Here is a 17650-nt window from a genome sequence, read left to right as displayed (position 1 = left end):
CGCACCAGAAAGTTTTACGGGCAAATGTTGTCACCCCGACTTATAACCGTGTTGTCGCAGACGATGCCTCCTGAAATAGAATTGCCAAACAACGAAAGGCGTGAACCGAAAGAAGCGGTGATGCCTCCGCTCACTCCCTCGATATTCGAATCCTCGATGTCAAGGAGACAGTCATCAGCGTTTATTCCACCGGCGTTGTTGCCTGTGATACCAATACCGTTAGCAATAACACTAGAATCCCGGCGACACCTTATCCCGTCGCGAGCGTTGTCTGAAATTACTATGCCGTCGGAAAGACGGGCGCTGGATTTGTGCTCCAGACGGATACCATCCGTACCGTTGCGACGAATTTGAACATCGACGTCAGCGAAAAGGGGTCTTAACTCCAAATGCGAGCCTTCGAATACCAGAATGCCATGGCTCACACTGTCTTCGATAATCAGTGTCCCAGACTCCATGAAGGTGTGGGAGTTTTCGACTATCGAAAGCCCAAAATCATCATTGCCGCGGATCTCCAAAGTGCCAATCAGCCTTGCGTTGGACACTCGATTGACGTGCAAGCCGCCAATTCCCAGAGGATCGTTAGATCCATTGCCCTCGATGAGAATGAATCCATCGAGCGTAGCATTTGAAGAACCAAAGATCAGCAGTCCTTCGCTGCCGTTTCCGGCAATTGTCAGAGCCCCACGTAAGTTAGCTTCTGAATTCCCTGCTATCGTCAATCCGCGGCCGCCGTTGTCTCCGAGGGTCAAGGTGCTAGTGTCGGATACAAAGAGCGAGGAACTAAACACGCCAAGGCCGTCTTGGATATTTCCAGTCGCTTCAACTGAGGCACCAAAAATAAACATGCTAGATGATTCTGAGGCCTGTATGCCCACACCGCCGTTGCTTATGCTCTTCAGCGTACCGCCTAGGAATACAACGCTAGAGTTGATGGCCGCAAGAAAGCCTTCGTCTCCGTTGTTCTGTGCAGTGCAATTCGTGATTATTGCGTTCGCATTTTGGCCGACTTCTACGCCGTCGTCGGCGTTGTCCTGCACCGTCAGGTCTTCCAGCGTCGCGGAGGCCTGCCTTTGAATAACAATGCCACCGTCGCCGTTTTGCAGGATGAGGTTTCGAAGTGTCACATCGCGCGCACCGTCAATGGTCACAACATTGTCTGACGAACCTTGGCCGTCGATCACTGCATCGGCCTTGCCCACCAACGTCAGCTTGTCCGTCATGATGGTGACAGTTTCATCGCAGGCTCCCCGAACGACTATCGTGTCGCCTGGTTGTGCGCGCTCAAGCGCCCTCGTGATTGTCTGTCCGATGTCGCAGTCCACATTCAAAAGACGTCCCGCCCCTTGATCGCCATCGTCATCATCATCATCATCGTCCGCAAAGGCTGGTATCGTTGTAACGATGGCGAGGCTCAGAAGCAGGGAACTTGCTACCTTCATCATATTTACCTCCCCTTGTTGAACCCAAGGAGGCAGCGGGCGTACAACTGGTCTCAGTGAGATCGTTGGCTTGTCCTGTCGGAATTCTGGAGTCCGGCGGACGTCCTCCCGGAGTTCCCTTGAGCCAGAGATGACTACCTGTCGTGCTATTTCTTCAAATTAGTCCCTGCCGAAATTGAACCAGCAGCCAAAACCGCCAAGGCCACTCCGTTCAGTCTTGGGACTACTAATAGAGTATCCCTAAAGGCATGACGATCCAAACGAATTCGCACTTGTGGAGTACATCCGGCCAGTTCGTATTGAGTACCGGGACGTTGGCAACTTCGGGTCAAGAGTGAGCATCAGCGTCGGGCCCATAGATCGTCGGCTTACTGATCCGAACCGGCCTTCGAGATCGCCGACTCGACGGGCCGTTTTTGGCCGAAGGCGGCCCCCGGTCGGCGCTGCAGGTGCCGTAGATCCTCGAGGCGGTGGGCGCGTGGTCAGGCCGGGGCGCAGGTCGTCCTTTGCCGCCGGCCGAGAAGAAAGCAGCCGATCGACAGCAGCTGGATGACGGCGGCGGTGGCGAAGAACACCGTGGTGTCGCCCGCAGGCAAGCCGAAGTGGCCGGGCGCGAGGGCGCCAAGGATGCCGAAGACGGCCGGCGCCAGGGCGTAGGTCGCCTGCCCTATGGCCACGATCAGCGAAACGACGCGCTGAACCTCTTCCGCCGCGAACTCGACCTGCGCGATCAGGGGCGGCAGCGACGTGGCATTGCCGATGCCGGCGCCGAAGAGAACCACCCCGAGCAGGAGCAGCGGCGTGCTTTCGCCCGCCGCGGCGATGAAGATCAGCGATCCCGTCAGCTGCACGGCGTGGCTGGCGCCGGCAAGCACGCGGCGGTCGGCGGCGGACGGCATGAGCCAAGCGACGAGGTAGCGGCCGGCGATGGCGCAGGCGGTGGCCAAGCCCATGGCGAAGCCGGCGCCTCGTTCGCCGAGGGCCGGCACGAGCAGCGAGAAGAGATGCGCGATCAGGCCGATCTGGGCGAAGAGCCCGAGCGCCATCCCGGCCGCCAGCGTCAGGAAGGCAGGGTCCTGCCACAGGGCCGCCCCCGGCAGAGCCCGCGCGCCGGCGGCCGCCACGCAGGGTGAGACGATCGCGGAGCCGTCGCCGTCCGGAGACTGACCCAGCGCCAAAGGCGTCTTCGCGAAGACCGACCGGGAAAGCGCCCAGACGACCGCCACCATGACGACGCCGACCAAGGCGGCGGAGAGGACGAAGCCGACCTCCGTGATGAGAAGGACCCAAAGCGGCGAGAGCACCACGCCGCCGATGCTCGCCCCGTTGTAGGCGGACGACAGCGCCGCCGGACGACGGCGCCGGAACCAGGGCGCGATGATCGCATTCAGCGCCGCCGCCCCCATGGCGACCCAGCCCGCGCCGCTGAAGAGCGCGGCGGCAAACAGCTGCCAGGGCTCTTCTGCCATGGCCCAGCCGAGCACACCGGCGGCCAGCGACGACGCGCCCGCGGTGGTGACCGCCGGGACGCCGAAACGTCCGTAGAGCGCCGGGAGCTTGGCGACCACGGCGGCGCCGATGAGGAAGTGGAAGGTCACGGCGCCCGAAACCAGCGCTAGCGGCCAGCCGCTGCGCTCGACGACCGCATGGAGAAACACCGGTGGCCCGTAGAAGCCCACCCCCCAGCCGAAGATCGCCAAGACGAAGGCGGCCCAGACCACGCGCCAGCCGAAAAAGGCTGTACCTTTCCTTGATGTCGCCATGGGTCCAGCTCCCTGGTTCCGGGTTGATCGCCGTCCGACGGCGCCCGCCATAGGGTGCCGTGTCGGAGCGCCAGCTTGGGCGGATCCGGCGCGGAATGCTTCGGGCCTGATCGAAGTATCGGGCTTCGAAAGGGTGTAGTCTGGAGCCCAGAGGAGGGCTTCGATGGTCAACACGAACCAGATCGCGGAGATCGCCGCCTTGGTCGGCGAGCCGGCGCGGGCATCGATCCTCGGCGCGCTCATGGACGGCCGGGCGCTCACCGCGGCCGAGCTCGCCGGCGTCGCGGGCATCACGCCGCAGACGGCGAGCAGCCACCTCGCCCGCCTGACTGCGGCGCGGCTCCTGAAGGTCGAGAAGCAGGGGCGCCACCGCTATCACCGGCTCGCGTCGCCCGCCGTGGCCCGCATGCTCGAGGGCATCATGCAGATTGCCTCAGGAAACGCCGCCGACACGCGCCGCAAGCTGGTCGTCGGGCCTCGGGACGCCGCACTGCGCAGGGCCCGGACCTGCTACGATCACTTCGCCGGTCGGCTCGGGGTGGCCATCACCGACGGACTGGTCGCGCGCGGCGTCATCGAGTTCGGCGACGATGCCGGCTTGGTCACTGAGCAGGGCCTCGATGTCCTGCGGCGGATCGGCATCGATCTGGCCGGCGGCGGGCGCCCGCGGTCTTCGCGGCCGCTCTGTCGGCCCTGCTTCGACTGGAGCGAACGCCGATCCCACGTGGCTGGAAAGCTCGGGGCCGCAATCGCCGCGCATTACCTGGAAAAGGGCTATGTCCGGCGGATTCGGGACTCCCGCGCCCTGGACGTCACGCCGAGGGGTCGAAAGGCGCTGCGCGACATGTTCGGCGTCACCGAGCCGGTCTAGTCGAATGGCCTCTCGGAGCGACCCGCGCGGAAGGCATTGACACCAAGGGGCGGGTCTGGTTCATGACCAGCCGGCAGCCCTGTGCGCCTTGGCCTTGTGGCCTTCGAATGCCTGCGCCGCCTCGATGACGTTGTTCACCGCCGTTTCTCCAGATCCTGCCGCCCGCCGCGCGGTCTGGCGCCGCGCTCGGGCAATCGACGCCTAGATTTGGGCCTTCCCGCGCCGAAATGAAGGCCCCGCTGCCTCGGGCGCGTGGAGACCCCGTCGACTCCTCCCCCGAGGCCGCCCCTCGCCCCGGCGCCCCAGCCACGTCAGCCACGGTCGTTCGCCGGTCAGTTCGAACTCGGAATCGGGGCAAGGGCAGACGCCGTCCGACAATGGCAGAAAAGACAAACCTCAAGATCAGCTCGGAGGGGCCAATGCGGTATCCGCGGCCGAGTCAGGTCAGCTCCTTCAATCCGGTCGGAGTCTCGATGTCCGCACGGTAGCGGATTTTGGGACCCTGGACGATCGAAGGCGGATGATCGATGGAGAGTTCGCGATACAGCGTCTCAATGGCAGCAGGATCCGGATGTTCGAGGGTGAGCGAACGGAGGCGCGCACCGAGATCTGGAATCGAGGCCATCGACTCGGCTTCGCGTCGTCGGTCTATGAGCGAAGGGGCCGCGCCATCGAGGGGGAGCGAGCCATCCTCGGGGATGGCAAAATCGAAAGTCGGGTTGTCGGCCGGAAGGGGAACCTTTTCGCCGAAGACCTCGCGGCGGGTTGACACAACGGAATCGATCGCATCCGTGCTGGCAACCCAGCCTCGCAGGCGCCGACCTTCGTTCCAGTCCGATCTGACTTGTTCTTGATTGTCGAGACCGAACCAACGCGGCCGGCCAGGCCCGGTGCCGTCCGGGTCGAGCGCTACGATTTCGAGATAGACAGTGTTTCCGAGCTGAAGCCGGTGATTGTGGGTGCCCATGTAATCGTGGCGTGTCCCGAAAGGCACGTCGAGGTCGAGGCAACTTTGGACATGCGACACCCCTTCGATCAGCGTTGGGGCTATGACGGTGATGTGGTCAAGCTTCAGCACGTACGGAGAACTCCAATGCCGCCCGGAGAGTCCATATGATCCAGACTGCCGCTAAAAGCAAAGGCAGCTTCAGGCTCTTTCTGGTCATTGCGGCGCCTTTCAGCAATGACCACGCCTTGCCAATCAGGCGAGTTCCTGCCCGAAGACCGAGTCGAGCCCAAAGAAGACATTGGTTTCACCTGCCTCTTGGCCCGTGACGACTGTCGCCAAAGGCGCCACCCCCGGCAACTCAAATTGCGAGGACGACCCATGCCCTTCAACAAGCTCCATGTGCCGCAGCATCTCCCGGCCGAGACATGCCATGCCATCAACGATCTCTTGCACGACAGCCTTGTCGACACCTGCGGCGTGAACCCTGAAGACTATTTCTGTCTCGTTTCGCGATATTCAGCAGAGGATATGATCTTGCACCCGACTTTCCTGGGAAAAAGAGATCCTGCTTCAACCGTAGTCATCGAGATCGCCTTACTTGCCGGGCGCACAAATGAACAGAAGGAAGCGCTCTTCAAGGACGTTCGCCGTCGACTTCGCGGGATCGACTTCAACCCCGAGAATTCGATTATCTTCCTGATCGAGAACAGACCAATAGACTGGTCGTTCAGTGACGCCGGGTCCGTCAAGTCCGTCCTGGGTCTTTGAGGTCACCCATTACGCTGGCTCGAAAGAACGGCGGCTCCGTTCCGCTTTTTGGCCGTTCGTGTCGCCCAATCCCGTTGACGGCCTTTGGCCGGAGGCCGCCCCCGGTCGGCGTTTCCTGGACGAAGGCGGCCCCGCGTCGACCGGAGCGAAGGCCGATGCCAGTTGGCGGGAAAGCTCAGGGCCGCAATCTCCGCGCGTTACCTGGAGAAGGGCCATGTCGGGCGGAATCGGAACTCCCACGCCTCGGACATCACGCCGAAGGGCCGAAAGGCGCTGCACAACATGTTCGGCGTCGCCCAGCCGGTTTGGCCAAAAGGCCTCTCGGAGCGCCCCGCGCGGGACGCGTTAGACCGGCCGCAGGCAGGTCTGGTTCATGACCAGCCGGTAGCCCCTGTGCGCCTTGGCCTCGTGCCGTTCGAAGGCCTCTGCCGCCTCGATCACGTTGCTCACCGCCGTTTTTCCGAAACCCCTCGCCGCGCCGTGCGACCTCTAGAAAACAGGGATGGTCTCGCCGGATGGAAGGCCCCGGCGCGGATCGCCCAAAGCTTTCTCGAAACCGCGGAAAAGAGTGGGGTTTACCACAGAATTCGTATTCCAAATTGCCGAGCATGAGAGCAAGGAAGCGAAGGCAGGCTTCCGGGACGAATCCGAACGCGGGAGATCACCATGAGACTGTTGATCCTGACAGTGGCCGTGAGCCTCGGACTCGCCACGGCCGCCCTGGCTTGCCCGCAAGGCTACTACCCCTGCGGCAGCGGCGGGGCGCTCTGCTGCCCGCGCTAGACGCGGGCCGCTCCGACCCCGGCCCGGATCGAGATCCAAGCCGCCGGGCCGGGTCTCCGGACGCCCGCCCGGCGGCGCGATAGGCCCGGGCGGACGCCGCAACCCTTCGGAGGCCAACATGAGCGCGAAACGGAAATGGACCTGGCTCCTGCTCCTGTTTCCCCTGGGGCTGGGCCTCAAGATCCTCTACCTGGCCTGGGTCGATCCGCCGGATCCGCCTGCGCCGCCCTCGACCGTCTTCAAGGACGCCGGCTACCTGACCCTGCGCATGACGGTCGACTACCACGCGCCGGGCAGCCTCTACGCGGTCGACGAGATCACGGAGGACGGCTTCGTCAACCTGCGCCCGGCCTGCAACATCGACCGCGGCGAGCTGGAGCGGGTCAAGGAGATCCGGCGAACGACCGACGTGTCGGTCGCCATCGCGCAGAAGCTCTCGGCGGGCGCCGAGGTCGCCCAGGAGAACTGGAGCCGGCTGGGCTTCGAGTCCGACCTGTCGAACACGCGGGAGATCCGGTCGGTCTTCACCGACTCCAGCGTCGAACTGCTGAGCACCGAGAGCATCCTGCGGCTGCGCGACAGCTACCTGGAGCGGGCGGCGTGCTTCGCCGCCGTGAAGACCGAGCTCGAACGGGGCTACGACGTCTGCCAGACGGAGGCGGTCATCGTCTCCGACCTGGTCTACCGGGTGAAAGAGGGCACCGGCGGCAAGGTCGGGGTGACGGGGGTCCTCGACCGCATCCTGCGCTTCCTGACCTTCGGCAGCTTCGAGCGGGTGGTGGAGAAGACCGTGGAAGGCGGCAAGATGTACCACGCGGTCAAGCTGCACCGCCCGCGGCAGGGCACGTCCTGCATCCTGCTGAACCGCTCGACCGCCCAGGCCGGCGAGAACCAGGGACGCTGACGCCCCGGCACGGCCAAGCGGAGCGGTCGCCGAGGCCGGCACGGCCGATCGGGCCGCCCGCTCAGGCCGGCGGTCCCCGGAAGGCGGGGGCGACGATCATGGTGGTGTTCTCGAGCCTGGTCAGCGCCTGGCGCCTGGCGAGCAGCGGCTGATAGGCGGGGTCGGCGTACCACTGCGCCTGGGCCTCGGCGGAGGGGAACCTGAGCACCACCGTGAAGTTCTTGTCGTAGTCGCCTTCGAGGGTCGCGACCTCGGGCGTGCCGACCAGAACCTCGACCCCGTACTTCTGGTTCAGGGGCTGCAGCGGCAGGGCGTAGTCGCTGAAGAAGGCGTCCATGTCGGTGATCTCGAGCTGCGCGAGGAGGTAGACGGGGGCCTGGTCGGACATCGGCGGGTCTCCCTGTGTTGCCTGGGTCGCAGAGCGGGTGCCGCTGGAGAAAAGCGGACGCCGCCAGAGATAGGTCCTGCGCCTAGACCCTGTCATTCCGCAAAAGATCAAAGTACCTTTGCATTTCTGCAAAGCCTGGCGCTGGAGGGCCCATGAACTGGCAAGACCTTCAGATCCTGCTGGCCTTCCGCCGCCAGGGCAGCCTGCAGACCGCGGCGAAGGCCCTCGGGCTCGACATCAGCACGGTCTCGCGCCGCCTGCGGGCCCTGGAAGCGGCGCTGGACGCGCCCCTGGTGGAGAACATCCGGGGCCGTCTGAGCCTGACCGCCCAGGGCGAAGAAGCGGCCCGGGCGGCCGAGGCCATGGCGGCCGAGTCCGACAGCCTGCAGCGGGCGCTCAAGGGCCGGGACGCCGCCCTCTCCGGGACCTTGCGGGTCGCGATGCTGGACGTCTTCGCGGATTTCCACATGGACCTGCTGGAGGCCTTCAAGGCCGCCCACCCGCAGGTGGTGCTGGAGCTGCTGTGCAGCAGCTCGCGGACCCACAGCCTGACCCGGCGCGAGGCGGAGGTCGCGGTCCGGGTCGCCCGCCGGCCGGAGGAGACCCTGGTCGGGCGCAGGGTGATGCGGCTGGACTACGCCGTCTACGCCAGCGAGGCCCTGGTCGCGCGCGGCGGGCGCGACTGGCGGGCGCTGCCCTGGATCGGCTACGACCTCTCGGCGGAGGCCAGGGTCACCGAGGACTGGATGAAGCGCGAGGGCGTCCTGGACAAGGTCCGCCTGCGGGCCGATTCGCCGGCCGCCATCTTCCGGGCGACCGAGGCCGGGGCCGGGGCGGCGGCCCTGTCGCTGCCCTATGCCGAGCGCTGCCGCGGCCTGGTCCGCCTGAGCGCGCCCCTGCCCGGCTTCGCCACCGACGTCTGGCTGCTGACCCATCGCGACCTGCGCCGCAACGCCCGGGTGCGCGCCTTCCTCGACCATATGTACGAGGGCCTGACCGCCTGGCGGCGCGCCGGGCCCGAAGCGGCGGCGGCCGGCTGACGCGAGAGCGCGGCACGGCATCCAGGCCAGAAGGCTCGGGGTGTGAATCAGCCGCTGGTGGCATGATCTCAACCGGCAACTCTCCCTTATGTCATGCCCGGACTTGATCCGGGCATCCACGGCGCCGCTTGGCGTCTGGAGCTGGCCATGGATCACCGGATCAAGTCCGGTGATGACAGCGAGTGTGATGGCGACCTGGAAGCGTAGAGACTAGACAGCGTCGCCCTCCTCTCAAACGTGCCGGGTCTCGCCGCCGGCGCCACCACCTCTCCTGTCATGCCCGGACTTGATCCATGGTTGCCCGGTTTGGATCGAGGCGGGTCGAGCCTCACGCCTCCTCCCCCTTGATGGGGGAGGGCGCGTATGCGCGGCGCTTCGCGCGGAGGGGGTGGCGGCCGATAGGCCGCACAGGCAACCTCGGTATCGCCTTTTCGCTTCGCGATACCCCCCACCCCAGCCCTCCCCCACAAGGGGGGAGGGAGTTCGCATTCGGCTTCGAAGCCTGTGTGCGGAGTCGTCCTGGCGTGAGAAACACCACGCAAGCTTGGCTCGCAGACCGTCAGCCGCCCGCGGCCGGCTTCTTCCAGTCGCCGGTGGTGTTCCACCAGCGGTGGGGGTTGTCGCTGTCGTCGAGGCCCTTGGAGCGGCAGGCCAGGACCGGGCGGACCTTGATCACCGGTTCCTGGTAGCTGTGGACCTGGAAGACCGCCTCGACCACCTCTTCCAGCAGGGCCTGGTCGTCGGGCAGCTCGAAGCTGACCTCGACCACGCCGGGGCGCTTGCGGACCTCGGTCTCCGCGCCCGCCACGGCGCCGTCCAGCGGCCGGTAGCGCTCGGTCCCCGGGGCCGTCTGATGGGCGTTGCTGTCGTAGTTCTCGCCCTGGGACAGCGGCGTGATCCGGCAGACCGCCGCCATGATGCGGTCGACGTCCTCCTGCGGCGCGAAGACGCTGACCTCGAGCAGCCGCTCCATGCGCGCGGACTTGGTCTCGAAACCCTCTTCTTTCATGGCCCCCACCTCTGTTGTCGCCTCGTCGGCGCGAAGGATAGCAGGGCGCTCCTGACAGGAGGCCGTCAGCAGACCCCGACCGCGGGCGCGAAACGGGCCCCTTGACAGATCCGTAAGCTGCAGCTTACGGTAAGTAATGACTTACGGAGAAGTCTTCGCCGCCCTGGCGGACCCGACCCGCCGGCACATCTTCGAGGCCCTGCGCGCGCGGCCCAAGACCGTGGGCGAGCTGGCGGCGGGCCAGCCGGTCAGCCGGCCGGCGGTGTCGCAGCACCTGAGGGTGCTGGAGTCCGCCCGGCTGGTCAGCGTGGAGCCGCGCGGCAACCGCCGCGTCTACGCGATCAAGCGCGACGGCCTGGAGGAGCTGCGCCGCTACGTCGAGAGCTTCTGGAGCGACGTCCTGGCGGCCTACGGCGCCGAGATCGCGCGGCGCATGAGCGACGAGACCGAATCCGGCGAAACCGATTCATAGGAGAGGCGCGTGCACGACCCCATCGTCAGGACCATCGAGGTGCCCTGCAGCCAGGAGAAGGCCTTCACGGTCTTCGTGAGCGAGATGCACAGCTGGTGGCCGCTCGGCCGCTTCACGGTCTCGGCCATGGCGGGCGCGCCGGCGCAGACGGTCCGGGTCGACGCCCGGCCAGGCGGCGAGATCGTCGAGATCGGTCCCGACGGCCGCGAGCACCGCTGGGGCAGAATCAGGGCCTACGAGCCGCACGGCTTTGTCAGCATGGACTTCCACATCGCCCCGGCCGAGGAGGCGCACCTGGACGAATGGAGCCTGGTCGAGGTGCGCTTCACCGCGCTCGACGCCGGGCGCACCCGGGTCGAGTTGACCCAGAGCAACTGGGAGGCCTTCGGCGAGCGGGCCGAGATGCTGCGCGGCGGCTACACCGGCGGCTGGACGGTCATCTTCGAGCAGGCCTACAAGGCGGCCTGCGGCGGCTGAGCCGACGCGAATCGGACCGGCGCGCCGCGCGCAACCGGGCTGCGCCCTTCGGGAGACTCCGCCATGACCCCTCGCTTCCTGCCCGAGATCGAGACCGCCTTCCGGGACGAAGCCGGCGCGGCGAGTCCCTGGTCGCTCTCCCTCTCGGGCACGGGGGAGCTGCCGTCCTGCTTCGCCGTGACCGATCTCGCCGTCGCCTCGATCGGAGCCGCAGGCCTGACCCTGGCGCGCTATGCCGCGGCGGGGCGCGCGGCGTCGGCGGTGTCGGTCGACCGGCGCCTGGCCTCGCTCTGGTTCGGCTGGACGCTGCATCCCGAGGGCTGGAGCCTGCCGCCCGCCTGGGACCCGGTCGCCGGCGACTATCCGGCGAAGGACGGCTGGATCCGGCTCCACACCAACGCCCCGGCGCATCGCGCGGCGGCCCTGTCGGTCCTGGGCGTGGCGGCGGAGCGATCGGCGGTCGAGCGCGCGGTCGCGGGCTGGGACGCGGCGGCGCTGGAGGCGGCGGTCGTCGAGGCCGGCGGCTGCGCCGCGGCGATGCACAGCCTCGAGGCCTGGGCGCGGCACCCGCAGGGCCGGGCCGTGGCGCGGGAGCCGCTGGTCGCCTGGGCGGAGTCCGCCGCCGCCCCCCGAGATGCGGCGGTCGAGTGCGCCCGGCCGCTCGCCGGGGTCCGGGTGCTCGACCTGACCCGGGTGCTGGCCGGACCGGTCGCCAGCCGCTTCCTCGCCGGCTTCGGCGCCGAGGTGCTGCGCATCGACCCGCCGGGCTGGGAGGAGCCCGGCGTGGTGCCCGAGGTGACCCTCGGCAAGCGCTGCGCGGGCCTGGACCTCCGGGTCCCGACGGCGCGGGAGACCTTCGAGTCCCTGCTCGCCTCGGCCGACGTCCTGCTTCACGGCTATCGCCCCGGCGCCCTGCCCGGCCTCGGCTACGACCTGGAAGCGCGGCGGCGGATCAACCCCGTGCTGGTCGACGTCTCGCTCGACGCCTACGGCTGGACCGGGCCCTGGGCCGGCCGGCGCGGCTTCGACAGCCTGGTGCAGATGAGCAGCGGGATCGCCCAGGCCGGCATGGCGGCCGCCGGCGCCACGCGACCGGTCCCGCTGCCGGTTCAGGCGCTCGACCATGCCACCGGATACCTCCTGGCCGCCGCCGTGATCCACGCCCTGGGCGCGCGGCGGCGCGGCCGGATCCTTTCGGCGCGCCTCTCCCTGGCGCGCACGGCGCGGCTGCTGACCGCGCAGCGGCCGCCGGCGCCCGGCCCGGCGCCGCTGGAGTCGGGCGCCGACGACCTGGCGCCGGCGGTCGAGGACACGGCCTGGGGCCCGGCCCGGCGGCTCAGCTTTCCGCTCACGATCGACGGCATCGCGCCGCACTGGCCGCATCCGGCTGGCGAGCTGCGGTCCGCGCCCGCAGCCTGGTCGGCGACGTCGGGATCGGGCAGCGGAGTCGACTGAACCGCGGCCCGGCCCGCGGAACGCAAAGTCGATCGGACGGCGCTTTGGACAAAGGCCACGGGATGGCGGGCCGAAGGCCGGCGATCTATCATGACGCTCGACCAGAGCCTTGACGGCGGGCGGACCGCCGTCCGCTTTCACGGGAGATCCCCTTTGGCCCTCGAAGTCGCCGAGCGATGGTTCGAACTGCGGCGCTTCAGCGACGACGTCACCCTGATCCGCGAGCCGCACGTCTTCGGCGCGGCCTACGCCAACATGTGGCACGTCCGGGGCCGCGACAAGGACCTGCTGCTCGATACCGGCACGGGCGTGCTGAGCCTGCGCGCGCAGGTCGCACAGCTCACCGAGCGGCCGCCGGTCTGCGTCGCGAGCCACACGCACTTCGACCACATCGGCGGCCACCACGAGTTCGAGGAGCGCCTCGTGCACGCGGCGGAAGCCGACATCCTCGCCGCGCCCGACGACGAACGGACTTTGCTCTCGGCCAACCGGGAAGCCTGCTTCCAGGCACTGCCCTATGCCGGCTTCGACATCGGGCGCTACGGGATCGCCGCGGCCCCAGCGACCAGGCTGGTCGCCGAGGGCGACATCGTCGACCTTGGAGACCGGCACTTCGAGGTGATGCACCTGCCGGGACATTCGCCGGGCTCGATCTGCCTGTGGGAGGCGGCGACCAGGACGCTCCTCTCCGGCGACGTGGTCACCGAAGGCGCGCCAATCGACGAGCACTATCACTCCGACATCCCGGACTACATCGCGAGCCTCGAGCGCCTGCGCGATCTCCCGGCCGAGATCGTCCATCCCGGGCACTACGAAAGCCTGGGCCGCCCGCGCATGGTCGAGATCATCGACGACTACCTGGCGGGGAAGCGAAAACCTGGTTGTCCGGCCGCGCCGTAAGGGGTCAGTGCGACCAAGGAGGAAGACATGAGCCGATTCCGCTCGATCGTCCCCGAGGCCCTCGGCCTGCTGCATTCGCAGCGGGGCCATTCGCCGGGAGTGCGCGTCGGGTCCCTGCTCCTGATCTCCGGCATGCTGGGCCGCGACGCGGACTTGGCCGTCGTCCGCGAACCCGAAGCCCAGATCACGAGGATCTTCGAGAACATGGGACTGGTGCTCGCCGAAGCCGGCTGCGGCTGGGGCGACCTGGTCGAGATGACCGCCTACTTCACGCGGCTGCAGCGCGACTTCGAGCTGTTCATGACGGTGCGCAACCGCTACGTCGAGGCGCCCTATCCCGCGATGACGATGATCGGCATCGCCGAGCTGGCGCAGCCGGGCCTGATCTGCGAGGTCAAGGGCATTGCCATGGTCCGGGACGGCTGATCGCCGGCCCGGCCCCGAGACCCCGATTTCGACATCCTGCCAAGGAGCTCCGGATGCGAGTCGTAACTCCCGACAAGTCCTACAAGTCCCTGTCCCGCTATGCGCAAGGCATCGTGCACGCGGCGGGGGCGGAGCGCATGGTGGTCGCCGGGCAGCTCGGCCTGCGCCCCGACGGCACCCCGGAAGACGGGCTCGAGGCCCAGATGGCACGGGCCTGGTCCAACGTCTTCGCGGTCATGGCCGTCGGCGGCTTCGAGGTCCGGCACCTCTTGCGCGCGACCGTCTACGTGACGGTGCCTGGCCAGGTCGCGCTCTACCGCGAGGTCCGGGACCGCATGCTAAACGGCCACCTCTGCGCCTGCACCTACCTCGAGATCGCGGCCTTGTCCGGGCCCGAGCACCTGGTCGAGATCGAGGCGGAGGCCGTCAAGGACTAGAGCGGGGCAGCGGCCTCAGCTGTCGTACTTGAAGGAGACCTTGACCTTGGCGCGGTAGGACTCGACGCGGCCGTCCTTGATGGTCATGTCCATCTCGGAGATCTCGGCGACCCGGAGGCCGCGCAGGGACTTGCCGGCCCGCTCGACCGCGGCGGCGGCCGCCTTCTCCCAGGACTCGCTGCTGGTCCCGACGAGTTCGATGATCTTGTAGACGCTTTCGGACATGATGCTCCCCTCTGGGCTCGAGGTTTCAGGTGTCGCCGCCCCGACCGGGCCCAAGCGGCGGCGCGGTCGACTCCCGGACCGGCTTCCCGTCCCAGGGCCATCGCCGGGGATCTTCGACCGATCCGCGCGATGAAGGAGCCGGTCGGCGGCAGCTCATTCTAAGCCGCCAGATCTGCTTGGGAAGCAGCCAAGCCCTGTGGGCGCTCTCGGTCGGCTTCGCGCGATCAGGGGAGAGATCGCTTCATCGCGAACCTCGACGCCTTGCGGGAGCGATCCTTCGCCTTGGAAATCGAGAGGACTGCAATAGAGTGCTCGCACATGTGCGCAATCCCATCGCCGGGAGCTCGCGATGATCATTCGCCGTTACCTGCCCGCCCCCGAGGACATGGCCGAAGAACTGCACCTGCGCCTGGCCGAAGCCGGTCAGGCGCTCCAAGATCACGAGATGCCGACCTTCTTTCTCGCCGCCCTGTCGGACGACGAGGAACTCCTGGCCGGGTGCAAGGGAGAGATCGCCTTCAAGGCGGCCCACGTCTCCGAGCTTTGGGTGGCTCACAGCCACCGCGGACAGGGCCTGGGCAGCCGGCTGCTCAGTCAGGCCGAGACCCTGGCCAAAGACCGAGGCTGCAACCGGATCCATCTCGAGACCCGCAACCCGAAGGCGCGAAGCTTGTACGAAAAGCTGGGCTTCCGCATTTTCGGCGAGCTGCCGGAGTATGAAGGCGGCAACCCACTCTGCTTCCTCGAAAAGCCGATCGCCTGACCACGCAGCTCGTTCGTGGGCCCGCCCCAGGGACTCGCGCTCCGGTCGCCGCCCGGCCCCGTCACCCGGCGCCGGCGGCCTCCCGGAAGTCCGCGGCGAGGTCGGCCATCGCGGTGACGTAGGGCCCCGGCCCGTGGCTGATCCGGGCGACGCCGAGGGCGGCCAGGGCCGCCATCGAAGGCGCGCCGTCGAGCATCATGATGTTGACCGGCAGGGCGGTGGCCTCGCAGACCGCGCCGATCAGGTCCGGGGCGACCAGGCCGGGCGCGAAGAAGCCGCTGGCCCCGGCCTCGGCGTAGGCGGCGGCGCGCTCGATGGCTTCCGGCACCAGATCGGCGTGCCTGCCGCGGTCCTTCTCCTTCAGGAAGAGGTCGGTCCGGGCGTTGAGGAAGAACGGCAGCCCGGCCGCCTCGGCGGCGGCGCGCAGGGCGGCGATCCGCGCGCATTGCACTTCGGGTGCGTGGAGGCCGGCGCCGCCGACCACCTGGTCCTCGAAGTTGATGCCAATTGCCCCGGCCTCGATGACCCGGGCGAGGTTGGCGGCCAGGTCTTCCGGCGCCTCGGCGTAGCCGCCCTCGAAGTCCAGGCTGACCGGCAGCTCGACGCTGCCGGCGATGCGCGCGAGGAGGGTCAGCACCAGGTCGAGCGGGATCGCCTGGCCGTCGCGGTAGCCCTGGGCCGCCGCCACCGACCAGCTGCCGGTCGCGACCGCCTTGGCGCCGGCCTCGGCGATGGCCTTGGCGCCGCCAGCGTCCCAGATGTTGTAGAGCAGCAGCGGCGCGCCGGGCTTGTGAAGGTCGGCGAAGGCGCGGGCTTTCTCGGCTTGGGACATCGGCTCCTCCTGTCTGGGCGCGCGGCATCAGGGCGACGCGGCGGCGCGGATCTGACGTTGCGGCGCTCCTTTCGGGACCGCAGGCGGGCGGCCCTCGGGCTCCGGGACCGCCGCGCGGCGGCGCAGGGCCGAGGGCGGGCGGCCGTAGAGCACGGCGAAGGCCGCGTTGAAGCGGCGCAGGCTGCGGAAGCCGGCGCGGGCCGCGATCTCGGTCATCGGCAGCGCGGTCGCGTCGAGCAGCCGCTTGGCGCGCTGGAGGCGCAGGGTCCTGGCGATCTGCAGCGGCGGGGCGCCGACGTGCCGGGCGAAGAGCCGCGAGAGATGGCGCGGACCGACGCCGAGGCGCGCGGCCAGGGCCTCGACGCCGTCCCGGTCCAGGGCGCCGGCCTCGATCAGCCGGAGCGCTCGCGCCACCGTCGTCCGGGTGCCCTGCCAGGCCGGGCAGAAGGGCGCGGTCTCGGGCCGGCAGCGCAGGCAGGGGCGGTAGCCGGCCCGCTCGGCGGCCGCGGCGCTGGGGTAGAAGGTCACGTTGCGGGTCAGCGGCTGCTTCACCGGGCAGACCGGGCGGCAGTAGATCCGGGTCGTCCGCACCGCGACGAAGAAGACGCCGTCGAAGGCGGGATCGCGCCGCAGCCGGGCCTGGTTGCAGGTTTCGAAATCGAGCATGGCCTTGCCTAACACCTCGGCGGCGCGGGCGCGAGACGCAAGGGATGATGAGGTCCGAAAGCGGCCAGTCTGCGGGCGGATCGACGTGAGTCGCCCACGCTGAGCACCTATTGACATGTAGAGTGTCAATATGACAGTCTACATGTCATCATGGCATCGCGGACCGAGGCGCTCTATGAGGTGATCCGGCTGGTGCGGCCGCTCTACAAGGTCCTGGAGGCGGCGGTCCAGATCGAGCTGGCGGGGACCGGGATCACGGTGCCGCAGCGCGCGGTGCTGGAGCAGCTCCTCGACCGGGGGCCGCTGACGGTGCCGGCGATCGGTCGGCGCCTGGTTCTGCCGCGGCAGTTCATCCAGAAGACCGCCAACGAGCTGCTCGACGCCGGCCTCCTCGCCAAGCGGACCAACGCGGCGCACAAGCGCTCGATGCTGCTGGCCCTGACCCCGGCCGGGCTGACGGCGATCACCGGCATAAAGGCGCGAGAGGCGGCGGTGATGCAGCCCATCGCCCTGGCCCTGGACCGGGCGGCGGTGGACACGACCCGGGCCACCCTGCAGGACATCATCCGCGCCTTCGGAGCGCACAACGCCGAAGCCAGAGAACGGCAGGAAGGAGACCGGTGATGACGAAACGCGAGGGCGGCTGCCTCTGCGGCGCGGTCCGCTATCTGGTCGAGGGCGAGCCGATCGTCTCCGGCGCCTGCTACTGCCGCGACTGCCAGGTGGTCGCCGGCGGCGGCGCCGCCTACGGCTCCATGTACCCGGCGTCGGCCGTGACCGTGACCGCCGGCGAGACCCGAACCTACAGGGTCAAAGCCGACAGCGGCGCCGAGGTCTTCCGGGAGTTCTGCCCGCGCTGCGGCGTGCACCTGATCTCCTACAACGGCAGCCATCCCGAGTTCAAATCGATCAAGGCCGGCACCCTGGACGACCCGAGCGGTTTCGAGTCCCAGGGCAGCATCTGGACTGCCTCGGCCCAGCCCTGGCACCGGATCGACAGGGAGCTGCCCTGCGCCGAGAAGAACCCGGACCCCGGCATCTGGGATCCCCCCGCCTGAGCGGGCGGGGCGGCCGGCGTGC

General features: G+C 68.1%; 21 protein-coding genes. 13 read left to right on the top strand and 8 right to left on the bottom strand.

From position 1 onward, the window contains the following. Positions 1–14: 14 nt before the first annotated feature. Both QNJ30_15815 and QNJ30_15810 read right to left on the bottom strand, forming a co-directional pair. Positions 15–1445 (bottom strand): right-handed parallel beta-helix repeat-containing protein, encoded by a 1431-nt coding sequence (locus tag QNJ30_15815; GenBank protein ID MDJ0944936.1) that lies wholly within the window; start codon positions 1443–1445, stop codon positions 15–17. A gap of 479 nt (positions 1446–1924) precedes the next feature. Beyond that, complete coding sequence (locus tag QNJ30_15810; protein ID MDJ0944935.1) at positions 1925–3205, bottom strand: MFS transporter; 1281 nt, start codon at positions 3203–3205, stop codon at positions 1925–1927. A gap of 163 nt (positions 3206–3368) precedes the next feature. Between QNJ30_15810 and QNJ30_15805 the strand changes: the two genes are divergently transcribed. Continuing rightward, positions 3369–4076, top strand: coding sequence for a helix-turn-helix transcriptional regulator (locus QNJ30_15805; protein ID MDJ0944934.1), 708 nt, complete (start codon positions 3369–3371; stop codon positions 4074–4076). Between the two features lie 439 nt (positions 4077–4515). Here the strand turns inward: QNJ30_15805 and QNJ30_15800 are convergent, their stop codons facing one another. Next, positions 4516–5154 carry a VOC family protein gene (locus QNJ30_15800; protein ID MDJ0944933.1) on the bottom strand — a complete coding sequence of 213 codons (639 nt, stop codon included), beginning with the start codon at positions 5152–5154 and terminating at the stop codon, positions 4516–4518. 249 nt (positions 5155–5403) lie between these two features. Here QNJ30_15800 and QNJ30_15795 point away from each other — a divergent pair, with 249 nt between their 5' ends. Together QNJ30_15795 and QNJ30_15790 are read left to right on the top strand one after the other, a co-directional pair. After that, positions 5404–5793 carry a tautomerase family protein gene (locus QNJ30_15795; GenBank protein MDJ0944932.1) on the top strand — a complete coding sequence of 130 codons (390 nt, stop codon included), beginning with the start codon at positions 5404–5406 and terminating at the stop codon, positions 5791–5793. Between the two features lie 901 nt (positions 5794–6694). Continuing rightward, positions 6695–7480: a hypothetical protein gene (locus QNJ30_15790; protein ID MDJ0944931.1), complete on the top strand. Its 786-nt coding sequence runs from the start codon at positions 6695–6697 to the stop codon at positions 7478–7480. 61 nt (positions 7481–7541) lie between these two features. Here QNJ30_15790 and QNJ30_15785 read toward each other — a convergent pair whose 3' ends face one another. Then, complete coding sequence (locus tag QNJ30_15785) at positions 7542–7868, bottom strand: DUF1330 domain-containing protein (protein MDJ0944930.1); 327 nt, start codon at positions 7866–7868, stop codon at positions 7542–7544. Between the two features lie 152 nt (positions 7869–8020). Here QNJ30_15785 and QNJ30_15780 point away from each other — a divergent pair, with 152 nt between their 5' ends. Continuing rightward, complete coding sequence (locus QNJ30_15780) at positions 8021–8908, top strand: LysR family transcriptional regulator (GenBank protein MDJ0944929.1); 888 nt, start codon at positions 8021–8023, stop codon at positions 8906–8908. 559 nt (positions 8909–9467) lie between these two features. On the opposite strand, the gene QNJ30_15775 is transcribed toward QNJ30_15780, so the two are convergent. After that, complete coding sequence (locus QNJ30_15775; GenBank protein ID MDJ0944928.1) at positions 9468–9917, bottom strand: hypothetical protein; 450 nt, start codon at positions 9915–9917, stop codon at positions 9468–9470. A gap of 136 nt (positions 9918–10053) precedes the next feature. Between QNJ30_15775 and QNJ30_15770 the strand changes: the two genes are divergently transcribed. The 6 genes from QNJ30_15770 (at position 10054) to QNJ30_15745 (ending at position 14084) form a co-directional block, all read left to right on the top strand. Further along, positions 10054–10389, top strand: a complete 336-nt coding sequence (locus tag QNJ30_15770; GenBank protein ID MDJ0944927.1) for a metalloregulator ArsR/SmtB family transcription factor — start codon at positions 10054–10056, stop codon at positions 10387–10389. A 9-nt stretch (positions 10390–10398) separates the two neighbouring features. Beyond that, positions 10399–10866 carry an SRPBCC domain-containing protein gene (locus tag QNJ30_15765; protein ID MDJ0944926.1) on the top strand — a complete coding sequence of 156 codons (468 nt, stop codon included), beginning with the start codon at positions 10399–10401 and terminating at the stop codon, positions 10864–10866. A 63-nt stretch (positions 10867–10929) separates the two neighbouring features. After that, a complete protein-coding gene (locus tag QNJ30_15760) occupies positions 10930–12321 on the top strand; it encodes a CoA transferase (GenBank protein ID MDJ0944925.1) in 1392 nt (463 codons plus the stop codon). A gap of 153 nt (positions 12322–12474) precedes the next feature. Further along, complete coding sequence (locus tag QNJ30_15755) at positions 12475–13221, top strand: MBL fold metallo-hydrolase (GenBank protein MDJ0944924.1); 747 nt, start codon at positions 12475–12477, stop codon at positions 13219–13221. A gap of 27 nt (positions 13222–13248) precedes the next feature. After that, positions 13249–13647 (top strand): RidA family protein, encoded by a 399-nt coding sequence (locus QNJ30_15750; GenBank protein ID MDJ0944923.1) that lies wholly within the window; start codon positions 13249–13251, stop codon positions 13645–13647. A gap of 53 nt (positions 13648–13700) precedes the next feature. Further along, the gene (locus tag QNJ30_15745) at positions 13701–14084 is read left to right on the top strand and encodes a RidA family protein (GenBank protein ID MDJ0944922.1); all 384 of its coding nucleotides are present in this window, start codon (positions 13701–13703) and stop codon (positions 14082–14084) included. Positions 14085–14099: 15 nt separating this feature from the next. On the opposite strand, the gene QNJ30_15740 is transcribed toward QNJ30_15745, so the two are convergent. Next, positions 14100–14309, bottom strand: coding sequence for a dodecin family protein (locus QNJ30_15740; protein MDJ0944921.1), 210 nt, complete (start codon positions 14307–14309; stop codon positions 14100–14102). A 349-nt stretch (positions 14310–14658) separates the two neighbouring features. Here QNJ30_15740 and QNJ30_15735 point away from each other — a divergent pair, with 349 nt between their 5' ends. Continuing rightward, complete coding sequence (locus tag QNJ30_15735) at positions 14659–15072, top strand: GNAT family N-acetyltransferase (protein MDJ0944920.1); 414 nt, start codon at positions 14659–14661, stop codon at positions 15070–15072. 61 nt (positions 15073–15133) lie between these two features. On the opposite strand, the gene QNJ30_15730 is transcribed toward QNJ30_15735, so the two are convergent. After that, entirely contained in the window at positions 15134–15904 is a 771-nt protein-coding gene (locus QNJ30_15730; GenBank protein MDJ0944919.1) for an isocitrate lyase/phosphoenolpyruvate mutase family protein, read from the bottom strand. Positions 15905–15931: 27 nt separating this feature from the next. Continuing rightward, positions 15932–16570 carry an Ada metal-binding domain-containing protein gene (locus QNJ30_15725; protein ID MDJ0944918.1) on the bottom strand — a complete coding sequence of 213 codons (639 nt, stop codon included), beginning with the start codon at positions 16568–16570 and terminating at the stop codon, positions 15932–15934. A 150-nt stretch (positions 16571–16720) separates the two neighbouring features. On the opposite strand from QNJ30_15725, the gene QNJ30_15720 reads away from it, so the two are divergent. Further along, complete coding sequence (locus tag QNJ30_15720) at positions 16721–17194, top strand: MarR family transcriptional regulator (protein MDJ0944917.1); 474 nt, start codon at positions 16721–16723, stop codon at positions 17192–17194. After that, complete coding sequence (locus QNJ30_15715; GenBank protein ID MDJ0944916.1) at positions 17194–17628, top strand: GFA family protein; 435 nt, start codon at positions 17194–17196, stop codon at positions 17626–17628. The genes QNJ30_15720 and QNJ30_15715 overlap by 1 nt, the downstream gene beginning before the upstream one ends. The last annotated feature ends 22 nt before the right edge of the window (positions 17629–17650 follow it).

Source organism: Kiloniellales bacterium (genome assembly GCA_030066685.1).
Classification (GTDB): domain Bacteria; phylum Pseudomonadota; class Alphaproteobacteria; order Kiloniellales; family JAKSBE01; genus JAKSBE01.
The sequence above is the reverse complement of the archived record's forward strand: the minus strand, read 5'-3'. Positions and strand labels throughout refer to the sequence as shown.